Annotated in this window: 16 protein-coding genes and 2 tRNA genes; 11 read left to right on the top strand and 7 right to left on the bottom strand. The window is 71.3% G+C overall.

Annotation, left to right across the window (positions count from 1 at the left end; translation table 11 throughout):
• Positions 1 to 42: 42 nt before the first annotated feature.
• The 3 genes from ACWEFJ_RS03770 (at position 43) to ACWEFJ_RS03760 (ending at position 3,399) form a co-directional block, all read left to right on the top strand.
• Complete coding sequence (locus tag ACWEFJ_RS03770; protein WP_449712830.1) at positions 43 to 534, top strand: PH domain-containing protein; 492 nt, start codon at positions 43 to 45, stop codon at positions 532 to 534.
• Positions 531 to 2,027 carry a PH domain-containing protein gene (locus ACWEFJ_RS03765; protein ID WP_449712829.1) on the top strand — a complete coding sequence of 499 codons (1,497 nt, stop codon included), beginning with the start codon at positions 531 to 533 and terminating at the stop codon, positions 2,025 to 2,027. The genes ACWEFJ_RS03770 and ACWEFJ_RS03765 overlap by 4 nt, the downstream gene beginning before the upstream one ends.
• A 76-nt stretch (positions 2,028 to 2,103) precedes the next feature.
• Positions 2,104 to 3,399: an MFS transporter gene (locus ACWEFJ_RS03760; protein ID WP_449712828.1), complete on the top strand. Its 1,296-nt coding sequence runs from the start codon at positions 2,104 to 2,106 to the stop codon at positions 3,397 to 3,399.
• On the opposite strand, the gene ACWEFJ_RS03755 is transcribed toward ACWEFJ_RS03760, so the two are convergent.
• Genes ACWEFJ_RS03755 through ACWEFJ_RS03745 form a run of 3 tightly spaced genes read right to left on the bottom strand, consistent with a single transcriptional unit; the run spans position 3,400 to position 5,654 of the window.
• Complete coding sequence (locus ACWEFJ_RS03755; protein WP_449712827.1) at positions 3,400 to 3,810, bottom strand: PIN domain-containing protein; 411 nt, start codon at positions 3,808 to 3,810, stop codon at positions 3,400 to 3,402. It abuts the gene before it with no gap.
• 23 nt (positions 3,811 to 3,833) lie between these two features.
• A complete protein-coding gene (locus ACWEFJ_RS03750; protein ID WP_449712826.1) occupies positions 3,834 to 4,067 on the bottom strand; it encodes a DUF6364 family protein in 234 nt (77 codons plus the stop codon).
• Positions 4,068 to 4,109: 42 nt separating this feature from the next.
• A complete protein-coding gene (locus ACWEFJ_RS03745; protein WP_449712825.1) occupies positions 4,110 to 5,654 on the bottom strand; it encodes a helicase HerA-like domain-containing protein in 1,545 nt (514 codons plus the stop codon).
• Positions 5,655 to 5,737: 83 nt separating this feature from the next.
• Here ACWEFJ_RS03745 and orn point away from each other — a divergent pair, with 83 nt between their 5' ends.
• From orn to ACWEFJ_RS03730, 3 genes are all read left to right on the top strand, one after another.
• Positions 5,738 to 6,349 (top strand): oligoribonuclease, encoded by a 612-nt coding sequence (orn, locus tag ACWEFJ_RS03740; RefSeq protein WP_378084332.1) that lies wholly within the window; start codon positions 5,738 to 5,740, stop codon positions 6,347 to 6,349.
• A gap of 62 nt (positions 6,350 to 6,411) precedes the next feature.
• Positions 6,412 to 6,487 (top strand) — tRNA-His (locus tag ACWEFJ_RS03735).
• A 58-nt stretch (positions 6,488 to 6,545) separates the two neighbouring features.
• On the top strand, positions 6,546 to 8,177 hold the full coding sequence (locus tag ACWEFJ_RS03730) for an ABC-F family ATP-binding cassette domain-containing protein (protein WP_378084333.1): 1,632 nt from the start codon (positions 6,546 to 6,548) through the stop codon (positions 8,175 to 8,177).
• 3 nt (positions 8,178 to 8,180) lie between these two features.
• Here the strand turns inward: ACWEFJ_RS03730 and ACWEFJ_RS03725 are convergent, their stop codons facing one another.
• The gene (locus ACWEFJ_RS03725; protein ID WP_449712824.1) at positions 8,181 to 9,386 is read right to left on the bottom strand and encodes a L,D-transpeptidase; all 1,206 of its coding nucleotides are present in this window, start codon (positions 9,384 to 9,386) and stop codon (positions 8,181 to 8,183) included.
• Between the two features lie 234 nt (positions 9,387 to 9,620).
• Here ACWEFJ_RS03725 and ACWEFJ_RS03720 point away from each other — a divergent pair.
• Positions 9,621 to 9,696, top strand: a tRNA-Lys gene (locus ACWEFJ_RS03720).
• Between the two features lie 523 nt (positions 9,697 to 10,219).
• Here the strand turns inward: ACWEFJ_RS03720 and ACWEFJ_RS03715 are convergent.
• Positions 10,220 to 13,267 (bottom strand): tetratricopeptide repeat protein, encoded by a 3,048-nt coding sequence (locus ACWEFJ_RS03715; RefSeq protein ID WP_449712823.1) that lies wholly within the window; start codon positions 13,265 to 13,267, stop codon positions 10,220 to 10,222.
• Positions 13,268 to 13,416: 149 nt separating this feature from the next.
• Here ACWEFJ_RS03715 and ACWEFJ_RS03710 point away from each other — a divergent pair, with 149 nt between their 5' ends.
• The gene (locus ACWEFJ_RS03710) at positions 13,417 to 14,616 is read left to right on the top strand and encodes a hypothetical protein (RefSeq protein WP_449712822.1); all 1,200 of its coding nucleotides are present in this window, start codon (positions 13,417 to 13,419) and stop codon (positions 14,614 to 14,616) included.
• The gene (locus ACWEFJ_RS03705; protein WP_449712821.1) at positions 14,613 to 15,035 is read left to right on the top strand and encodes a hypothetical protein; all 423 of its coding nucleotides are present in this window, start codon (positions 14,613 to 14,615) and stop codon (positions 15,033 to 15,035) included. Before ACWEFJ_RS03710 ends, ACWEFJ_RS03705 begins: the two co-directional genes overlap by 4 nt.
• Here the strand turns inward: ACWEFJ_RS03705 and ACWEFJ_RS03700 are convergent.
• Entirely contained in the window at positions 14,961 to 16,931 is a 1,971-nt protein-coding gene (locus tag ACWEFJ_RS03700) for a tetratricopeptide repeat protein (RefSeq protein WP_449712820.1), read from the bottom strand. The two genes, ACWEFJ_RS03705 and ACWEFJ_RS03700, sit on opposite strands and share 75 nt — an antisense overlap.
• A gap of 356 nt (positions 16,932 to 17,287) precedes the next feature.
• Positions 17,288 to 17,959: a hypothetical protein gene (locus ACWEFJ_RS03695; RefSeq protein WP_378092993.1), complete on the bottom strand. Its 672-nt coding sequence runs from the start codon at positions 17,957 to 17,959 to the stop codon at positions 17,288 to 17,290.
• Between the two features lie 90 nt (positions 17,960 to 18,049).
• Between ACWEFJ_RS03695 and ACWEFJ_RS03690 the strand changes: the two genes are divergently transcribed.
• Complete coding sequence (locus ACWEFJ_RS03690) at positions 18,050 to 19,162, top strand: DUF2786 domain-containing protein (RefSeq protein ID WP_449712819.1); 1,113 nt, start codon at positions 18,050 to 18,052, stop codon at positions 19,160 to 19,162.
• Positions 19,163 to 19,210: 48 nt separating this feature from the next.
• Positions 19,211 to 19,927: a hypothetical protein gene (locus tag ACWEFJ_RS03685; protein ID WP_449712818.1), complete on the top strand. Its 717-nt coding sequence runs from the start codon at positions 19,211 to 19,213 to the stop codon at positions 19,925 to 19,927.
• Positions 19,928 to 20,212 lie beyond the last annotated feature (285 nt).

Raw genomic sequence — 20,212 nt, 5'->3', positions numbered from 1 at the left:
TTGGCGCACACGCGGGCCCGGCGTTGAGGCACAGTGGACGGCGTGAGCAACGAAGTGTTGCGCCTGCGTGCGCCGCGGCACCAGGTGAGCCGCAAGTCGATCACCCTCTGGACCCTGCACGCGGTGATCGGCTGGGCGGTGCTGCTGGCGCCGCAGGCGGTGGCGCTGCTCTTCGTGGCGTCGCCGTGGCAGGTGACCGCGGCGCTGGCCACGCTCGTGCTGGGCGTCGCGCACACCCTGGTGATGCCGCGGTGGCGGTACCGGGTGCACCGCTGGGAGGCCACCCCGGACGCGGTCTACACGCTGGCCGGCTGGCTGAACCAGGAGTGGCGGATCGCGCCGGTGTCGCGCATCCAGACCGTGGACACCAAGCGCGGCCCGTTGCAGCAGCTGCTCGGCCTGTCCACGGTCACCGTCACCACCGCCTCGGCGGCGGGGCCCGTGCTGATCGAGGGCCTGGAGCACGACGAGGCGGTGCGGCTGGCCGACGAGCTGACCACGACGACGCAGGCCACGCCGGGTGATGCCACGTGACCACGGAGCTGCCCGCCGCGCCGGAGCACGTGGAGCCGGTGGTGGACTGGCACCGGCTGGACGTGCGCATGCTCATCGTCCGGCCGCTGAACGAGCTGCTCGGCCTGGTGCCGGTGTTCGTCGGCCTGCTCGTGCTGGGCAAGGGCGAGACGTGGCGCATCCTGGTCAGCCTGGGCGTGATCGCCGCGATCGTGCTGTTCGGCCTGCTGCGCTGGCTCACCACCCGGTACCGGATCACCACCGAGCAGGTGGAGATGCACACCGGCCTGGTCGTCCGCAAGCGCCTGGCCGTGCCGCGGGACCGGATCCGCACCGTCGACCTGACCGCGAAGCTCGGGCACCGGCTGTTCGGGCTGTCCGCGATCCGGGTCGGCACGGGGCAGCGCGACCAGCCCGGCGAGGATGGCCTGACGTTGGACGCGGTGTCGTCGGCCGAGGCGGAACGGCTGCGCGTGCTGCTGCTCACCATCGCCAAGGCGGAGGTCCCGGCGACCGGCGCGGCGGCGGAGGAGGAGCGGACCGGCGTCGTGCTGTCCCAGTGGGACAACCGGTGGCTGCGGTACGCGCCGCTGACGTTGTCCGGCCTCGTGGCGGCGGGCGCGCTGTTCGGTTTCGTGGCGAACCTGGTGCGCGAGTTGGACATCGAGGTGTTCGACCCGATGAGCGAGGCCGTGCACTGGGTCGCCGCCCAGCCCCTCGGGCTGACGATCGCCCTGTTCGGCGGCGCGGTGCTGCTGATCGCGACGCTGGGCTCGGTGCTGGTGTACGTGGTGCAGTTCTGGGGCTACCGGCTGACCCGCGAGCCGGACGACACCGTCCGGGTGCGCCGGGGCCTGCTCACCACCCGGTCGGTTTCCGTTGCCGAGCAACGGCTTCGGGGCGTGGAGCTGGTCGAGCCGCTGCTGCTGCGGGCCGGGCGCGGCGCGCACGCCAAGACCGTGACCACGGGCCTGGGGCGCAAGGGCGAGAGCAACCTCCTGCTGCCGCCCGCGCCGGTGGCCGAGGCGCACCGGGTGTCCGCGGCCGTGCTGCGGCAGGAGGAGTCGCCGACGGGGACGCCGCTGCGCCGGCACCCGGTGGCCGCCCTGCGCCGGCGGATGGTGCGCGCCGTCGTGCCGCTCCTGGCGCTCGCGGCGGTCTTGGCGTGGTTCGCGCCGAGCTGGACGTGGCAGGTCGTGCTGGCGCTGGTGCCCTTCTCCGCCGCGCTGGGCTGGGACCGCTACCGGTCGCTGGGCCACGCGTTGACCGACCGGTACCTGGTCGCCCGCGCGGGTTCGGCGATCCGGGAGACGGTGGCGCTGCAACGCACCGGCGTCATCGGCTGGCGCGTCTCGCGCTCGTTCTTCCAGCGGCGCGCGGGCCTGGTCACGATCTCGGCCACCACCGCGGCGGGTGACGGGGCGTACCACGTGATCGACGTGGCGGAGGCGGACGGGCTCGCGGTGGCCGACGAGGCCGTGCCGGGTCTGCTGCGCCCGTTCCTCGAACCGTGATCTTGGCTGGATCTCGACCCACTATGGCATTCGAGCCACTGTTCGCGGCGGGGCGGCATCGCCGAAGCTTGCCGACGTGATCCGCAGCAGGCAGAACTGGGCATGGGTGGTCGCCGGCGTCGCGTTCGTCGCGCTGGTCGGGGCGGCGGCGTTCCGGGCCGCACCGGGCGCGTTGGTGGAACCGCTGCGGCGGGAGTTCGGGTGGTCCACCGGCACGATCGGCTTCGCCGTGTCGGTGAACCTGCTGCTGTTCGGGCTGACCGCGCCGTTCGCCGCGGCCCTGATGGAGCGGCTGGGCGTGCGCAAGGTCGTGGCCTCGGCGCTGACGCTGGTCGCGGTGGGCAGCGGGTTGACCGTGTTCATGTCGACGGCGTGGGAGCTGGTGCTGTTCTGGGGCGTGCTGGTCGGCCTGGGCACCGGGTCGATGGCGCTGGCGTTCGTGGCCACCATCACCGGCCGGTGGTTCGTCCGCCACCGGGGCCTGGTCACCGGCATCCTCACCGCGGGCGGCGCGACGGGCCAGCTGGTGTTCCTGCCGGTGGTGGCGGCGCTGTCGGAGTCGTCCGGCTGGCGCAGCGCGTCGGTCGTGGTGTCCGTCGCGGCTCTCGCGGTCGTGCCGCTGGTGCTGCTGTTCCTCCGCGAGCACCCGGCCGACCTGGGCGTGCCGCCGTACGGCGGGGACGCGGTCGTGCCGGCGCCCGCGCCGACCGGGGGCGCGGCCCGCCGGGCCCTGGGCGCGCTGGCGGGGGCCGCGCGCACCGGCCCGTTCTGGTTCCTGGCGGCGGGCTTCGCGATCTGCGGCGCGACCACGAACGGCCTGGTCGGCACCCACTTCATCCCCGCCGCCCACGACCACGGCATGCCCACCACCACCGCCGCGGGCCTGCTCGCGCTGGTCGGCGTCTTCGACATCGTGGGCACGGTGCTGTCGGGCTGGCTCACCGACCGCGTCGACTCGCGGGTCCTGCTGGCCGTGTACTACGCGCTGCGCGGCGCGTCACTGCTCGTCCTGCCGCAGCTGTTCCACGACTCGGTGCACCCGTCGATGCTCGTGTTCATCATCTTCTACGGCCTGGACTGGGTCGCCACCGTGCCGCCGACCGTCGCCCTGTGCCGCCAGGTCTTCGGCCTGTCCGCCCCGGTCGTCTTCGGCTGGGTCTTCGCCTCGCACCAGATCGGCGCGGCCTTCGCCGCCACCGCCGCCGGCCTCACCCGGGACCACTTCGGCAACTACGCCCCGGCCTGGTACGCGGCCGGCCTGCTCAGCGTCACGGCCGCGTTCCTGTCCCTGAAGGTCAAACCCTCACCGCCGCTTGCGACTGGTTCCGAACAGCCCGCGGGTGATCTCGCGGCCGAGCGCGCTCGCGGCTGATCAACCTCCGCCGGCGAACGGGTTGCGCACGGTCAGGGTCACGAACACGCGACCGTCCTGGAGGTCCTCGGACACCAGCGTCCCGGCGCCGGCGCGCAGGGCCGCCTCGACGATCAGGGCGTCCCGGAACGACAAGGTGTCCCGCTCCTCCAGGTCGCTCGCGGACACGATCAGCAGCGGGTCCGTGTCGACCACGCACCACTCGCCGTAGTCCGCGACGATCCGGCGGGCTTCGGCCTTCGTCATGGGGGGCTTCAGCTTCCGGGTAGCGACGGCGTAGAACTCCTGCAACACCTGGGTGCTCAACGCGCCGGTGCCGTCGGCCCAGAGGCGGCGCAGGAGGTCCCGCGCGATGACGTGCCGGTCGCCCGCGGCCGAGTCGTGGGCGTATACCAGGACGTTCGTGTCCACGAAGACACGTCGGGTGTGATCGCTCACCGGTCGTACAGGTCCTCACGGTTCCAGGACAGACCACCGTGGTCCGAGGCGTGGTCGAGTGCCGCCAAGGCGCGCCGCTTGGCCGCCTCGTAACGCTCGTCGGCCGCCACGAGCACGGTGATCTGGTGCGCCAGCAGGGCACTGAGCGAGGTGCCCTCACGCGCCGCCAACACCTTCGCCTTCTTGATGACCTCGTCATCCAGTTGAAGTGTGACGTTCCGCTTCGACACGACCACAGGATATCACGTGGACCACGTGGGTCCCACGCGCATTCACCGCCGCTTGCGACTGGTCCCGAACAGCCCGCGGGTGATCTCGCGGCCGAGCGCGCTCGCGGCTGAGCGCAGGAACGACTTCACCGCCGTGTTGCCGAGCACCTGCTCCACCACGCCCGGCTCCTCGCGTGCGCGACGGCGTTCGGCCGGCTCCTCCTGCTCCGGGGCCTCCTCGTGCTCGGCGGCCTTATCGTGCCCGGGGGGAGCCACCTTCGCGGTCAGCTTCTCGTACGCCGACTCGCGGTCCACCGTCTCGGCGTACTTCCCGTGCAGCTCGGACGACGCCGCGGCCTCCTCGATCGCCTCCGGCCCGATCGTGTCCATCAAGGACCGCGGCGCGCGCAACCTCGTCCACGCCACCGGGGTCGGCGCGCCCTTCTCGCTCAGCACCGTCACGACCGCCTCGCCCGTCCCCAACGACGTCAGCGCCCGGTCCAGCTCGTAGTGCGGCGTCGTCGGGTACGTCTTCACCGTCTTCGCCAACGCCGCCTGGTCCTCCGGCGTGAACGCGCGCAACGCGTGCTGCACCCGCGCGCCCAACTGCGACAGCACGGCGTTCGGCACGTCGGTCGGCAACTGCGTGCAGAAGAACACGCCGACGCCCTTGGACCGGATCAGCTTCACCGTCTGGGTGATGCGCTCCAGGAACGCCTTGGACGCGTCCGCGAACAGCAGGTGCGCCTCGTCGAAGAAGAACACCAGCTTCGGCCGGTCCAGGTCGCCCTCCTCCGGCAGCACCTCGAACAGCTCCGCCAGCAACCACATCAGGAACGTGGAGAACAACGCGGGCCGGGCCTGCAGATCCGCCAACTCCAGCAGCGACACCACGCCACGCCCGTCGACCGTGCGCATCAGGTCGCGCGGGTCCAGCTCCGGCTCGCCGAAGAACGTGTCGCCGCCCTGCGCCTCCAGGTTCACCAGCGACCGCAGGATCACCCCGGCCGTCGCCGACGACACCCCGCCCAGGCCCTTCAGGTCCGCCTTGCCCTCGTCGGACGTGAGGTGCGTGATCACCGCGCGCAGGTCCTTGATGTCCAGCAGCGGCAGCCCGCGCGAGTCGGCCCAGTGGAAGATCAGCCCCAGCGTGGACTCCTGGGTGTCGTTCAGCCCGAGCACCTTCGCCAGCAGGATCGGCCCGAAGCTCGTCACGGTCGCCCGCACGGGCACCGCCGCGCCGCCCGTGCCCAGGGACAGGAACTGCACCGGGCACGCCTCCGGCCGCCAGTCGTCCCCCGTCTCGGCGGCGCGCGCGGCGACCCGCTCGCCGCCCTCCCCCGGCCGCGACAGCCCGGACAGGTCGCCCTTCACGTCGGCCATCACCACGGGCACGCCCGCCGCCGACAGCTGCTCCGCGACGAGCTGCAACGTCTTCGTCTTGCCGGTGCCCGTGGCGCCCGCGACCAGGCCGTGCCGGTTCAGCGTGGCCAGCGGCAGCCGCACCCGCGCGGTCGGCTCCACCCGACCGTCCACCAGCACCGCGCCGAGCTCCACGGCCGCGCCCTCGGACGCGTAACCGGCTGCGATGTCGCTCTGGGCCGTCATTGCCCCGAGCGTAATGAGATTGGTAGGGGCCGCCACCCGAAGCGGCGCGGGGCCGGCGCGACCGGCCGACTAGGCTCGCGCGGGTGATGGATCGCCTGGTGTGGATCGACTGCGAGATGACCGGCCTCGACCTGGGCAAGGACGCCCTGATCGAGATCGCGGCGCTGGTGACCGACGCGGAGCTGAACGTGCTCGGCGAGGGGGTCGACGTGGTGATCCACGCCGACGACACCGCGCTCGACTCGATGCCCGACGTCGTCATGCAGATGCACGCCAAGTCGGGGCTCACCGAGGAGGTCCGGCGGTCCACCGTGACGCTGGCCGACGCCGAGGCGCAGGTGCTCGCCTACATCAAGGAGTGGGTGCCCGACCCGCGCACCGCGCCGCTGGCCGGCAACTCGATCGCCACCGACCGCGGGTTCATCGCCCGCGACATGCCGGAGCTGGACGCCCACCTGCACTACCGGATGGTCGACGTGTCGTCGATCAAGGAGCTGTGCCGCCGCTGGTACCCGCGCATCTACTACGCGCAGCCGGGCAAGGGCCTGGCGCACCGCGCGCTCGCCGACATCAAGGAGTCGATCCGCGAGCTGGCGTACTACCGGCGCACGGCGTTCGTGCCCCAACCAGGGCCGACGTCGGAGCAGGCGCAGGCCGTGGCGGCCGAGTTGCTGGCCGCCGACCGGCCGGAGTAGGGCCGATTTCAGACCTGGCGGTGGGGCACTGTATGCTTCACGCGCCGGGTCAGCCGGTCTTGGTGGGTGTAGCTCAGCTGGCAGAGCACTGGGTTGTGATCCCAGGTGTCGCGGGTTCAAGTCCCGTCACTCACCCCAAGCGCAACGCCCCTCGACGCCTCGTCGGGGGGCGTCTGTCTTGTGCCCTGGAGTCGTCATGAGCGCCACCCTCGTCGCGAAAGACCTGGCCGCCGGGCACGGCGACCGCGTGCTGTTCTCCGGGTTGGACCTGGTCGTCGCGCCCGGCGACGTGGTCGGCCTGGTCGGCGTCAACGGCGCGGGCAAGTCCACCCTGCTGCGGACGCTGGCGGGGCTGCTGCCCGCCGAGCGCGGTGTGATCCGCCTCTCCCCCGTCACCGCGACCGTCGGCCACCTGCCGCAGGAGCCGGAGCGGCGGCCGGGCGAGACGGTGCGCGAGTTCCTGGCCCGCCGCACGGGCGTGGCGGCGGCGCAGGCGGAGCTGGACCGGGCCACCGAGGCGTTGACCGCGGGCACCGGCGACGACGGCTACTCCGACGCGTTGGAGCGGTGGCTCGCGCTGGGCGGCGCGGACCTGCCGGAGCGGTCGCTGGAGGTGGCCGCCGAACTGGGCCTGGACGTGTCCCTCGACCTGCCGATGACCGCGCTGTCCGGCGGCCAGGCGGCCCGGGCGAGCATGGCGTCGCTGCTGCTGAGCAGGTACGACGTGTTCCTGCTCGACGAGCCGACCAACGACCTGGACCTGGACGGCCTGGCCCGGCTGGAGCGGTTCGTGACCGGGCTGCGGGCGGGCGTCGTGGTGGTGTCGCACGACCGCGAGTTCCTCGCCCGCACGGTCACGCGCGTGGTGGAGCTGGACCTGGCGCAGCAGCAGGTGCGGTCCTACGGCGGCGGCTACGAGGCGTACCTGGAGGAACGGGAGATCGCCCGCCGGCACGCCCGCGAGGACTACGAGGAGTACGCGGCCACGCGCGCGTCGCTGGAGGAGCGCGCCCGGGCTCAGCGCGCCTGGATGGAGAAGGGCGTCAAGAACGCCCGGCGCAAGGCCCCGGACAACGACAAGATCGGGCGCAAGTTCCGCACCGAGGCGACCGAGAAGCAGGCGGCCAAGGCCCGGCAGACCGAACGGCTGATCGAGCGCCTGGACGTGGTCGAGGAGCCCCGCAAGGAGTGGGAGCTGCGGATGGAGATCGCCGCCGCGCCCCGGTCCGGCGCGGTGGTGGCGGTGCTGCGGTCGGCCGTGGTGACGCGGGGGTCGTTCACGCTCGGACCGGTGGACCTCCAGGTGGACTGGGCCGACCGGATCGCCATCACCGGCGCGAACGGCTCGGGCAAGTCGACGTTGCTGGCGGCGCTGCTCGGCCGCGTGCCGCTCGCGTCGGGGTCGTCGTCGCTGGGCTCCGGCGTGGTGGTGGGCGAGATCGACCAGGCGCGCGGCCTGTTCCTGGGCGGGGAGCCGTTGCTGGACGCGTTCGGCGCGGCGGTGCCGGACCTGGCCCCCGCCGACGTGCGGACGCTGCTGGCGAAGTTCGGGCTGAAGGCGGCGCACGTGCTGCGGCCGGCGGCCTCGCTGTCGCCCGGCGAGCGGACGCGTGCGGCGCTGGCGCTGCTCCAGGCGCGCGGGGTGAACCTGCTGGTGCTGGACGAGCCCACGAACCACCTGGACCTGCCCGCGATCGAGCAGCTGGAGTCCGCGCTGGAGTCCTACACCGGCACGTTGCTGCTGGTGACGCACGACCGGCGGATGCTGGACGCGGTGCGCACGACCCGCCGCCTCGCGGTGGCGGCGGGTCGCGTCACGGACCTGTGAGCCCTACCGCTTGCCGCCCTTGACCCACTCCTCCCACGGGATCTGCCAGTCGCCGTAGCCGTCGGTGGGCTCCAGCGCCGGGCCGCCGGAGTTGGTGACGATGACGACGTCGCCCGGCTTGGAGATGTCGTGCACCCACTTGGCGTTCTCGGGCGAGAGGTTCAGGCAGCCGTGGCTGACGTTGCGCCGGCCCTGGTCGCCGACCGACCACGGCGCGCCGTGGAAGAAGATGCCGGAGTGGGACATCCGGACGGCCCAGTCGACCGGCGTCACGTAGCCGCCCGCGTCCAGGGACAGGCCGTAGGTGCGGGAGTCCATCACCATGTGGTCGTACTTCTCCATGGTCACGTAGGTGCCCGTGGGGGTGGTGTTCTGCGCGTCCCCCATCGAGGTCGGCATGGTGCGCGCGACCTGACCGTTGATCTTGGTGACGACCTGGTGGGTCTGGCCGTCGGCCTCGTGGATGACGGCGTCGCCGATGGTCAGCGAGGACACGTGGTCCTCCTGCCCGTAGACGCCGTTGCCGAGGTGCTTGCCGTAGATGCGGGCGTTGATGGCGACCTTGGTGCCGGGCGTCCAGTACTCGCGGGGGCGCCAGTGCACCTTCTGGTCGTCGAACCAGTAGAACGCGCCCTCGACGCGCGGTTCGGTGGTGATCGAGATCATCGCCTCCGCCGCGGCCTTGTCGGTGACCGGCTCGTCGAACTTGAAGTGCAGCGGCTGGCCGACGCCGACCGTCATGCCGTCGAGCGGGAACACCTCCGCCAGCAGGGTCTGCGTGCGCGGCTTGACCGTGGTGAAGGTGGAGGTCTTGGTCACCGGCTTGCCGTCCGCGCCCTCGCCGGTCACGGTCAGCGTGTAGGTCTTCTGGTAGCCCAGGGGTTCGGTGTTGGTCCACTGCAGACCGTCGGCGCTCAACTCACCCGCCACGACCTTGCCCTCGGGGTTGGTCAGCGAGACGGAGGTGATCCTGCCGTCGGTGGCCGTGGCGACGACCGGCGCGCCGGGCGCCACGTCGACCGCCGCGTCCGCGGGGCCGGTGCTCAGCGACACCGGCTTGGGCGGGGGCGTGGACGAGGTGGTCGGGGTCTCGCCGCCGGCGGCGTCCCCGGTCGCCGCCGAACCGGACGAGCAACTTGTGATCAACGTCGCAACCAACCCGATCGCGACGATTCCCAGCGCTCTGCGCGCCCCCCGCTTGCGGTGCATCCCCATCCTCCGGTTCATCCCCAGAACGCCGCGACGGCCTGCAACAGCAGGCCGTCTACGTGCCCTGACAAGGTGACGCCTGGAGGGTTGACGATGTTGCCCGAGATGCTGGATCGTTACCAAGGCGAAGTTCCCCCTGCACCAGGGCGGCACACCGGCCCTGACCAGGCGATTGGGAGCCCGGTAAGACGCTGTGCTAATGTTCTCCACGTCGGACGGAGCAAGACAGTCCACGCGCCGCTAGCTCAACTGGCAGAGCAGCTGACTCTTAATCAGCGGGTTCGGGGTTCGAGTCCCTGGCGGCGCACCACCAGAGAAGGGCTACCACGTTGTGGTGGCCCTTCTCTCTTTGTGACCCACCGCAACGTCACAACGGCGTGGGCGGGAACGTGTGTTCCCGCCCACTTCTCAGGTTGGCGCCTCGGACGTTCTACGACGGGTACTGCAAGTTCTTCGTAAGTACGATCCCATCAGGTCTCCTTCGGGCGTGGAAGCGGATCGGTCGGTCAGCCGATTCGACCTGGCCAGCAGATCCAGATCAGGCCGGGGGACGCAGCCGGGACAGCCGCTTGTGTTGTCCCCCCGCCATCGGACGGTGTCGCGGACGCCTCGCCGCTGCCTCCGAGCATGAATACAGCGGCGATGAAGGGTGCGGCCGACGCAATGACGACTGCCTTGCATGCTGAGGTGAGCGTATGCAACACGGCGGTAGTAGATCATCGCCCCACGGGCCACATCGCACCGGGTACCCCTCGTCCGGGTATCACCCACTCTTTCGTGAGAAAGAGATGCAACTTATGATGGATAACCTTTCGATCGCCACTCCTGACCGTTCACTTGATCGTGTGAGAACGTTCCCATTGATGACGCTCCGTAATCTCGCGCGAGGGAGTTCCACTCAGCTCGGGAAGAGGCGCGCGGGGGTGAGGGATGGCATTGCGAATCTCCTTCACATTTTGCAGGTGCTCCCACAAAATCCGAACTTCCACCTCCTGCACTCCGCGAAGCACCTCGGCGGCTCGCACCCACCTCTCCTCGGCTTCGTCAACGCGCCCGACCGCGACGAGCGCATGACCCCAGACGTGCAGAGCACGCCCCTGTCCGTCTCGTGCCCCGATCACGTCGCAGGTCGAAGCCGCCTCCTCGGCGTGGCCGATGGCCTCGGCGAACCGGCCCAGGTCGTACTCCACCTCGGTCAGCGCCACGAGCGCGTCCGCGGTCCGAGCCCGGTCACCGCCTTTCGGGTGCAGCGACAGCGCCTCCACGAGCCGATGCAGTGCCTCCTCGGGCTCACCCTTGTCGAAGAGGAGCCGACCGAGGTCCGTGAGCGTCGTGGCCACGCCGCGGATGTGGCCGATGGCACGGCGAATCGCAAGTGCTTGGCAGTAGTAGTCGAGAGCGAGATCGTCCCGCTCGGCCTTCCGATAAGCATTCGCGAGTTCGTTCAGCGCGTACGCCTCACCGTCCCGGTAGCCCGACTCCCGCACCGCGTCCAGGGTTTCGTGATACAACTCGATCGCGGCGCCGACTTCACCCAGCGCCAATTTGATGCCGGCCAGGTTGTGCGAACAGATGAGCTGGATCTCGTGCGCGCCGATGGACTGGGCGAGTTCCAAACCGGCCTGGAAATGCTCTCGCGCCTCGGCATACCTGTGCAGGCGGTAGAGCATCATCCCGACATTGCTGTGGGTACCACTCAGCGCTTCCAGGTCACCGAGAGCCGTGCAGGATTTCAGCGCGGCACGATGGCTGACGAGTACGTCCTCGAAATACCCGGACCGATCATACGCCTCGTGGAAGTTCGCCGACAGCCTCCAGGCGTGCTGGTGGAACCCGTGGCGCACGGCGTGGGGAACAGCGGCGACCAGGTTCGCGCGTTCCCTGGTGAGCCACCGCAACGCGTCCGCTTGATCGGCGAACGTCACCGGTGTCGCGGAAACACCCGGTAGTGGCGGCACCGGCGAGGTCTGCGGGTCCAGCATGTGCGCGGCGGAACCGGACGACGCGAGGTACCAGTCGAGGAGCCGCGTCATCGCACTCCTGCGCGCCTGGGCCGGCTCATCGCGACGCATGAGGAGCAGGGCGTAGCCGTACAGCGTGTCGTGGAGCCGGAAACGCCGTGGCACGACGCCGTAGTCGAGCAGGTTGCCGCGGACCAGCGTGCTCAGGTGCGCGTTGACGACTTCGTAGGGCTCGCCGAGGAGCGCGACGGCCGCGTCCGCGTCGAACTCGGCGGTCGGGTTCAACGCCAAGAGCCGGAACATCCGGGCGGTATCCCGAGGGAGGTCGCGGAACGACCAGGAGAAGGCCGCGGGCAGCGTGGCGCTCTCGTCGTCGCTGTCGTGCACGGACCCGAGGATCCCCAGCCCGTCCTGGCCCTTGAACTCGTCGACGAGATCGCCGATCGAGGTGTTCGGCCGGTTCGCGACGTTCTGCGCGATGATCCTCAAGCCCAACGGCAGCCCGTCCGCCAGACCCGCCAGGTCTCTCAACGCCCCCGGGTCGCGATCGCTGCGCTCGTGACCGATCTCGTTGCGCAACAGGGTGATCGAGTCGGTGGTGGACAGTGGGGGCACGAATACCAGGTCGACGTGGTCGAGGACTTTCAGTCCCATCAGCCGGGTGCGGCTCGTGATTATCGTGAGACATCGCGGCGTAGCCGCCAGGACGGGCCTGACCTGCGCACTCTCGTGAGCGTCGTCGAGCAGGATCAGCATCCTGCGGTTGGCCAGCAGCCGGCGCAGTTCGAACTGTCGCTCGCCGCCGGTGGCGGGTATTCGCTCGGCGCCCAGCGACCGGAGGAGGAACGCCAGCACGTCGTCGGCTGCGACCCTCGTACCCGGTCCGGCGCCGCGCAGTTCGAGGTACAGGTTCCCGTCCGGGAACCGGTCTCGGTGCCGCGCGGCCCACTTCAGTGCGAGCTGGCTCTTGCCCACGCTGGGCATGCCGTGCAGGGCGACGACCCGGCCCTGGTCGCCGTCGCCGACCAGGGCGTCGAGCTCGGCCAGCAGATCTTCGCGGCCGGTGAAGTTTCGGGCGGGCCGTGGCAGTTGGTGCGGCGCCGTCTCGCCCGGCAGCGCGGTGCTCTCCTGCTTGCGCAGGATGCTGCGGTAGAGGTCACGCAGCTCCGGTCCGGGCTCCGCGCCGACGTGCTCGAACAACCGTTGGCTGAACACGGCGTAGAAGTCGAGTGCTGCCGAGTAACGCCCGAGCGCGTCCAGTGAGCGCATGTACAGACCGGCGAAGGCCTCGTCCGGCGCCAGGGTGGCGGTCAGCCTGCCGGCCTCGGCCATCACCTCCAGGTGCTCACCGAGCTGACGCTGACTGTCGAGCAACGCGTAGAACGCGGGCACCCGGTCGAATGTCTCCATTTGGTCACGGCAATGGTCGGCCCACAACCCGCCGAGTTCTTCCAGGGGCCGGCCGTTCCACAACGACAGCGCATCGCGCAGCAATGCCTTCGCACTGCGGTGGTCACCCCGGGACGCAGCCTCACGCCCCTTCGCCGCCAGATTGCGGAAACGGTGGTAGTCGATCAGGTCGGCATCGCGCAACACCAACCGGTAGGCGTTGCCCTCCTTGGGGATCGAGGCACCTGTCCCGGATTTGGCCAGAATGGAACGCAGCCTGCTGATGATCGGCTGCAGGTTGCGTCTCACCTGCTCCGGCGTACTGCCCGGCCACAGCACTTGCGCAATGGTGTCCACTTGGGCCGGCCTCGGGAAGTGGTAGAGCAGCAATGTGAGCACGCCACGATGCTTGGCCGGCCCGAGATCGAAATCATTCCCGTCGATGTGTAATCGCGTCTTTCCGATGATCTTGAACTCCACCAGCGTCATCCTTTCGCTGGCCAGCTTGCCCTTGCCCACAGTGTGCTTCACACACTGCAGGTTCCGCAGACTCCGCGGTGGATTTGCGTCCGAATTGCCTAAATGACCGGACGACGATCGGCAGATGCAAGCGAACTGCAAGTCGGTGGCAAACGCGACCGCCACTCTTCTCCCAGGGATTGGAGCACGAGGGGGAGTGCATGACACGTCCAGAGTGGCCGCGCGTGCCGATCGGGCTCGACGCGTCGCAGTGGGTCAGCCGCGCCGGGTGCCTGTCGGTCCTCGCCGTGGTGCACACGGTCACCAGCGGGCAGCGCCTGCTGGAAGCCGTGGAGCTGATCGAGACCGACACGAGGCTCCAGGTCGTCTTCACCCAGGCGCCTGACGTCTTCAGCAACGGGGTCGCCGAGTTCCTGCGGTCGACCGGCGGGATGGTGTGGCCGTGGGAGCTGGCGGTCCGGGAGAGGTTCGACCTGGCCGTCGCCGCGTCCTACGGCGGGCTGCACGAGTTGCACGCGCCGGTGGTGCTGATGCCGCACGGCGCGGGGTACGGGAAGTCGTTCACCACCGGAGGGGAGCCGGTGGTCTACGGGTTGGACGCGCAACGGCTCCTGCACAACGGCCGGGTGCTGGCGAAGGCGCTGGTCCTCGCGCACGACGACGAACGGGACGTGCTGCGTCGGCAGTGCCCGCAAGCGCTCGACGTGGCCGTCGTCGCGGGTGACCCGTGCTACGACCGGCTGGTGGCGAGCCTCCCGCACCGCGACGCGTACCGGGCCGCGCTGGGCATCGGCCCCGACCGGCGCGCCGTGGTGGTCAGCTCGACCTGGGGGTTGGATTCGCTGTTCGCCCGGTTCGAGGACCTGTTGCCGCGGCTGCTGGAGGAGTTGACGCCGCAGGGGTTCCGGGTGGTGGCGCTGGTGCACCCCGGCGCGTGGTTCGGCCACGGCAGGCGGCAGGTGGACGCGTGGCTGGCCGAGTGCCGGGACGCGGGTCTGGTCGTGGTCGGGCCGCACGTCGACTGGCGCGCCGCGTTGATCGCCGCAGACCACGTCGTGGCCGACCACGGGTCGGTCGGCGTGTACGCGGCGGCCATCGGTCGGCCGGTGGTGCTGGTCGACGCGCCCGTGCGGGTCGCGACGTCCAGCGGGTCGGCGCAGGAGCTACTGCGCCGCACCGCGCCCCGGCTGGTGCCGGACACGCCCGTGCTCGAGTTGTTCGAGCGCGCTGCGGCACAGTCGATTGAACTCGGCGACGCCGTGCGCGAGCGGCTGACGTCCCAGCCCGGCCGGTCGTCGGCGGAGCTGCGGCGCGTCATGTACGAGCTGCTCGACATCCCCGAACCGGGACGGCACCGCGCCGTGCCGCCGGTCCCGACGCCACCCGCGGAGTCGCGATGAACGAACCGGTGGTGCGGTGGACGACCGGGTCGGACGGGCTGGCCGATGTCGTCGTGCGTGAGACGACCGCGTCGGACGAGGACCCGACCGCGGGGATGCTGCGCGACAACCCGTTCGCCGCGCTGGCCGCGGCCGTGTCGGTGGACCGGATCGTGGTGCGGACGGAACTCGGCCAGGTGGTCGAGTTGACGTTCTCCGCCACCACGGCGCGCTGCCTCGACGTCGAGGCGGTCGTGCTCTCGGCCGTGCAGTCGCTCTACGCGTGGCACGTGGCGAGGCTGGACCCGCGCGCGTTGAGCACGCGCGGCCTGCCCGTGTGGTGCGCGAACCACCGGGCGCTCCGGTCAGCTGTCGCGTGCGGGTGGCTGGGGGCGGCGGTCCGGCCCGGCGAGCCGCTGGGCGATGTGGTCGGCTTGTGAGGATCCGATCTCGGTGTAGAGCCGCAGAGCCTGGTGCCAGTGCTCTGCGGCCTCCTCAACGCCCCCTTGCCGCTCTGCGGCTTCGGCGAGCAGGTGATGCGACTCGGCCATGCCCTGCTTCGAGCCGAGCGCGCTCAACACGTTCAACGCGCTGCTTGCCGTGCTGCGGGCGAGCGGCAGGTCGCCGGCGCGCAGGTGTGCCGTAGCCTGGGCCAGCACGACCCGTGCCGCGTTGTACGGGTCGGGCGGGTCCAGGTCGCGGAACTGCGCCGCCGCCTCCAGCAACACCCCCGACGCCTCGCCGGTCCGGCCGAGACCGGTCAGCGCCCGCCCGAGGTTGATCAGCGTGAGGCCGAGGCTCCGCCGGTTCCCCAATTCCCGGTTCGTCCGGGCCAGTTGCTCGAACAGCGCGACCGCGTCGGCGAGCCGGCCGCGTGCCACGTGCAGCAACGCCAACGCCTCGGTCGCGTCGGCCGCGCCCCGCGGGTCACCGATCGCCTCCGCGACGGCGGTCGAGGCTTGCAGGTGGTCCCGGGCTTCGTCGAACCGGCCGACCGTGGTGCACACCATGCCGAGTCGTTTGAGCATGTCGGCCTCGGCGAACCGGTTGCCCCACCGGCGGGCCGCCTCGACACCGCGTTGGTCGATCTCCAGTCGGTCGCGGTAGTGCTTGTGGTGGAGCAGCAGCGGCCACAGCACGTCGGACAGGTGCCAGGCCAGCTCCCACCACTCCCGTTCCGCGGCGACCCGACCGCACGTGATCAGGTTCGCCCGCTCCTCCTCCAGCCACGCCAACGCCGACTCGCGGTCGGGCAACTCCGGCAGGTCCTCCGACGCGGTCAGGAACTCGTAGGGCAGCCTGCGCCGATGCGGTGTGACGACCAGATCGGCCGCCATCGCGCCGCGGAGGTACCACTCGACCATCCGCCGCACGGTGCGTGCCCGCTCTTCGGCTTCGTCCTCGGCGTTGGCCTTGCTCCGCGCGTGCAGCCGGAGCAGGTCGTGGAAGCGGTATCTGCTCTCGCCGACGGGTTCGACCAGGTTGCCGTCCACGAGTTCCTCCAGCAACGCGTGCGACGTGCCCCGATCCACCACCGTCGTCGCCACGGAGGCGCCGAACTCCCTGCCGGGGTGCAGCGCCAGGCCGCGGTACAGGGCCGCCGCGGTGGGCCGCAGCGCCCGGTACGAGAGGTCGAACGTCGTCTGCACCGACAACTCGGGCGCGGACAGCATCGACAGCCGACTGCGCTCATCGCTCAACTCCGTGACGACCTTCCGCACCGACCACTGGGGACGGCTCGCGAGCCTCGCAGCCGCCACACGGACCGCGATCGGCAGGCCACCGCACATGCCGACCAGGGCTTCGGCCCGTTCGGGGTCGTCTTCGACCCGGCGCTTGCCCGCGACCTTCTCCAGCAACCGCACCGCCGAGAGCTTGCCGAGCGGACCCACGTCGACGAGCCGAGCGCCCTCCGCCACCAGGCCCGGCAACCGGTTGCGGCTGGTCACCAGCACCGCGCTGGACGGCGAGTTCGGTGCCAGGGGACGCACCTGGGCGGCCGAGTGGGCGTTGTCGAGCAGGACCAGCAGCTCCTTGTCCGCGGTCAGCGACCGGTACAGGGCCGCCTGCTCGGCGAGTTCGACCGGCACCTCGCGGGACGGCACGCCGAGGCTGCGCAGGAACAGGCCGAGCGCGTCCTCCGGCGGCACCGGGCTGGATCCGCTGAACCCGGCGAGGTCGACGTAGAGCTGGCCATCGGTGAACCGGTCGCGCGCGGTGTGCGCCCAATGCAGTGCCAGCGCGGTTTTGCCGACACCTCCCGGGCCGCTCAGGACCGCGAACATGCGGGTTCCGGCGCGCCGGTTCTCCACCAGCGCCTCGTCCAGTTCCGTCAATTCGGCGGCCCGGTCGGTGAAATGCGCCGGGGCCCCCAACAATTGCCTCGGCACGGGCGGCGGAGTGGACGGTGCATTGTGGAACGTTATCCCCCCGTGCACCACCGCGGCCTGCACGGCACCGCCGGAGACCACTCCGGACACCACGTTGTCCGCACCCACCGCGCCTTCCCGATCCTCGCCTGATCGTGACATCCGCTACCCCCGTGGCGTGTCAAATCGACCAACAACACGACCGTACGGTATGCGGAGGCGGTCCAGATATTGCCCTGTTGAGGGAATTTTTTCGCCATTCGGACCAGCGGGGCAGGCGACCGCGACCACTCCAATCCGCAAATAAAGGTAATCGAACGGATTCACCCGAACGCGAGCGCGATCCGCCGGTTCGCCAGCAGGCGCGTCCGCCGGACGTCCGGGTCGACGGTGGCGTCGGGGTCGCGGTCCAGGCGGTCGTAGGACTTGGCCAGCAGCCAGTGCGCGGCCTCGGCTCCGATCGGCGCCAGCGGGCCTTGTTCGGACAGGCGGTGGTGGGCCGCGGTGACGTCCCGCGTCACGAAGGCGCGGCGCACCAGGCCGCCCGCCAGCTCGTCGATGAGGAACACCATGCCGTGCTCGTCGTCGGCGAACGCGTACGCGCAGATCAGGGCCAGGTAGCCGGCATCCAGCGAGCGGTCGCAGATCCAGGCGCGGCCGGCGGTCAGGGGTGGTCCCGCCGGAGTGACGGCGCTGCCCGCCCATTCGCGCGGGCGGCCGGTGAGCACGGCGGCCAGCACGCGCAGCAGGGTGTGGTTGCGGCGGCTGGGCAGCGACACCGCGTGCTCGATCAGGCCCGCCCAGAACTCCTCGTCCGGCCGCACGTCGGCGACCGCGCAGCTCACCGTCAGCTCCGCCTCCAGCGGGTCGAGCAGGCGCGGCAGGCCGTGGCAGCGGTGCAGGACCCGGCGTTGCGCCGCGGTCAGCGGCATCCCCTGTGGACGGTGCACCACCACGATCGGCCGCCGCTTCGGCCCCTGGGTCTTCCGGATCACCGCGCGAGGCTGGCACGTCGACCGCCGGGTCGGGCCGCAACGCGCACCGGCCGCACCGACACCGCACCCGAAAGGGGACAATCGGCGGTCGTGGACTCCCTGCGCGAGGCGTTGTGGCGGGCCGCGGTGAACCGCCGCGCCCGGCTGCCGCGCACCTCCCCCCTCTCACCGGCCGAAGTGGACGACGCCGTGCGGGCCGTGCTGAGGCGCGCGTTCGAGCACCTGTGGGAGCACGGCTGGTTGCCGTACGACGTGTACGAGGTCGTGAGGCGCAACGAGGACGAGCGCGCGCTGTCGTTCCTCGTCGACTCGTTGGCGTCGGAGGCGTCCCGGTACCCGGCGCTGCACCCGCGCTGGCGCGAGCAGTTGGCGGAGATCGGCGCGACGGTCTGGTGGGACACCGGCCAACCGCACCTCGACCAGTGGGCCGCCCGGCACATCGAGCTGCGCGACGACGCCGTGGCCGCCGCGGTGGCGGTGCTCGGGGTGCTGCTCACGCTGCCCGCCCTGCCGGTGATCGTGCCGGTGCCGGGCACTCCCCTGGCCGCGTTCGACCACCACCACGTCGACCCGAAGATCCTCAACCGGGTGCGCGGGCTGCTGGCCAAGGCCGAGTCGACGGCGTTCCCGGACGAGGCGGAGGCGTTGTCGGCCAAGGCGCAGGAGCTGGTCACGCGGCACGCGTTGGAGCGCATGCCCGCGGAGGCGCCGTCCACGACGTCGCGGCGGTTGTGGCTGGACAAGCGGTACTTCGACGGCAAGGCGCAGATCGTGCACGTCGTCGCGGAGGCGAACCGCTGCCGCGCCGTGGTGTACGACCTCGGGTTCGTGGCGCTGGTCGGCGAGGAGCTGGACCTGGAGATCGTGGAGCTGCTGTCGGCGTCGTTGCTGGTCCAGGCGACGCGGGCGATGGTCGCGGCGGGCGACGGGGCGCGCAAGGGCGACGAGGAGCGGTCGGCGGCGTTCCGCAAGTCGTTCCTGCTGTCGTACGCGCACCGGATCGGGGAACGGCTGCGGTCGGCGAACGAGGTGCCGGAGGACGACCGGTTGCTGCCCGTGCTGGCCGAGCGCAAGAAGGCGGTGGAGGAGTACTTCGGCGCGATGTTCACCCGGACCGTGGCCAAGAGCACGGTGGTGCGCAGCGCGGCGGGGTGGGACGCGGGCCGCTCGGCGGCCGACCGGGCGCAGCTGAAGATCACCTGACCTGCGGTTTCGCCGGAACTGTCGGTGGTCGTCCGTACTCTGCGCGTCATGACCACCGCGATGGAAGTGCGCCGGCTGTTCAACGTCACCCAGGAGACCCGGTTCCACTTCAACCACTGGTACGGCAGGCGCAAGCACGTCGTGGCGCACGTGATGGCGCACGAGGCCGTGGCGGTGCACCGGATCACCGCCGACGAGGTCGAGGCCGCGTGCCGGAGCGCGCCGCGGGCGGGGCCGGCCGACGTGCCGCTGATCCGGGAGTGGCGGCCGGAGTTCGCCTTCGCGCACGTGGCGCACCACGTGGTCGAGGCGTTGGGCCGATTACCCGGCTGGCCGGAGTTCCGGGAGTTCTGCGAGGCCGACGAGCGGACGCGGGCGATGCTGTGGACGCCGGCGCGCGAGGTGGTGGCCGAGGCGGGTCCGGAGGGGCGGGCCGCCCTGCGCAACCGGGTCGTGTCGGAGTTCCTGGGGTTCCTGCGTGACCTGTACGTGGTCGCGGTGCTGCGCGGGCACGGGCTGGACGTGCGGGTGCACCCGTTGGCGGACACCGTCTTCCGGGTCGACGCGTGGGTGGACCGGCTGATCCTCAACCCGCGCGGCGGCGGGCAGCGGTCGGCGGACCTGCTGGTGCACGCGATGCCGCCGTTCTTCTTCGCGGACCTCGGGCTCACGGAGTTCACCCGGGTCGGCGGCGCGGTGCTGCCGTCGCGGGCCCAGCTCGACCGTGCGGCGGGGCGGCTGCGGGACGTGCTGCACCCCGCGTGACGGAAACCCCGCTCCCGCCACGGGTGGGCATGGCGTGAGCGTCGTGCGGGTGTGTGCGCGGCCCGACCGTGCGGCGGAGCGGCTGGGGGACGCGCCGCACCCGCGTGACAAGAGCCCGGCTCCCGCCATGGCGGGCGTCGGCGCGGCACGGGCGTGGTGCCGGCGTCGGTGTGGTGCCGGCGTCGGTGTGGTGCGGGCAGTGGGCGCGGTGCGGGCAGTGGGCGCGGTGCCGGCGTCGGCGCGGTGCGGGCAGTGGGCGCGGTGCGGGCAGTGGGCGCGGTGCCG

The sequence above is a fragment of the Actinosynnema sp. NPDC004786 genome (assembly GCF_053601135.1).
This window is presented reverse-complemented; position numbering and strand designations above follow the sequence as displayed.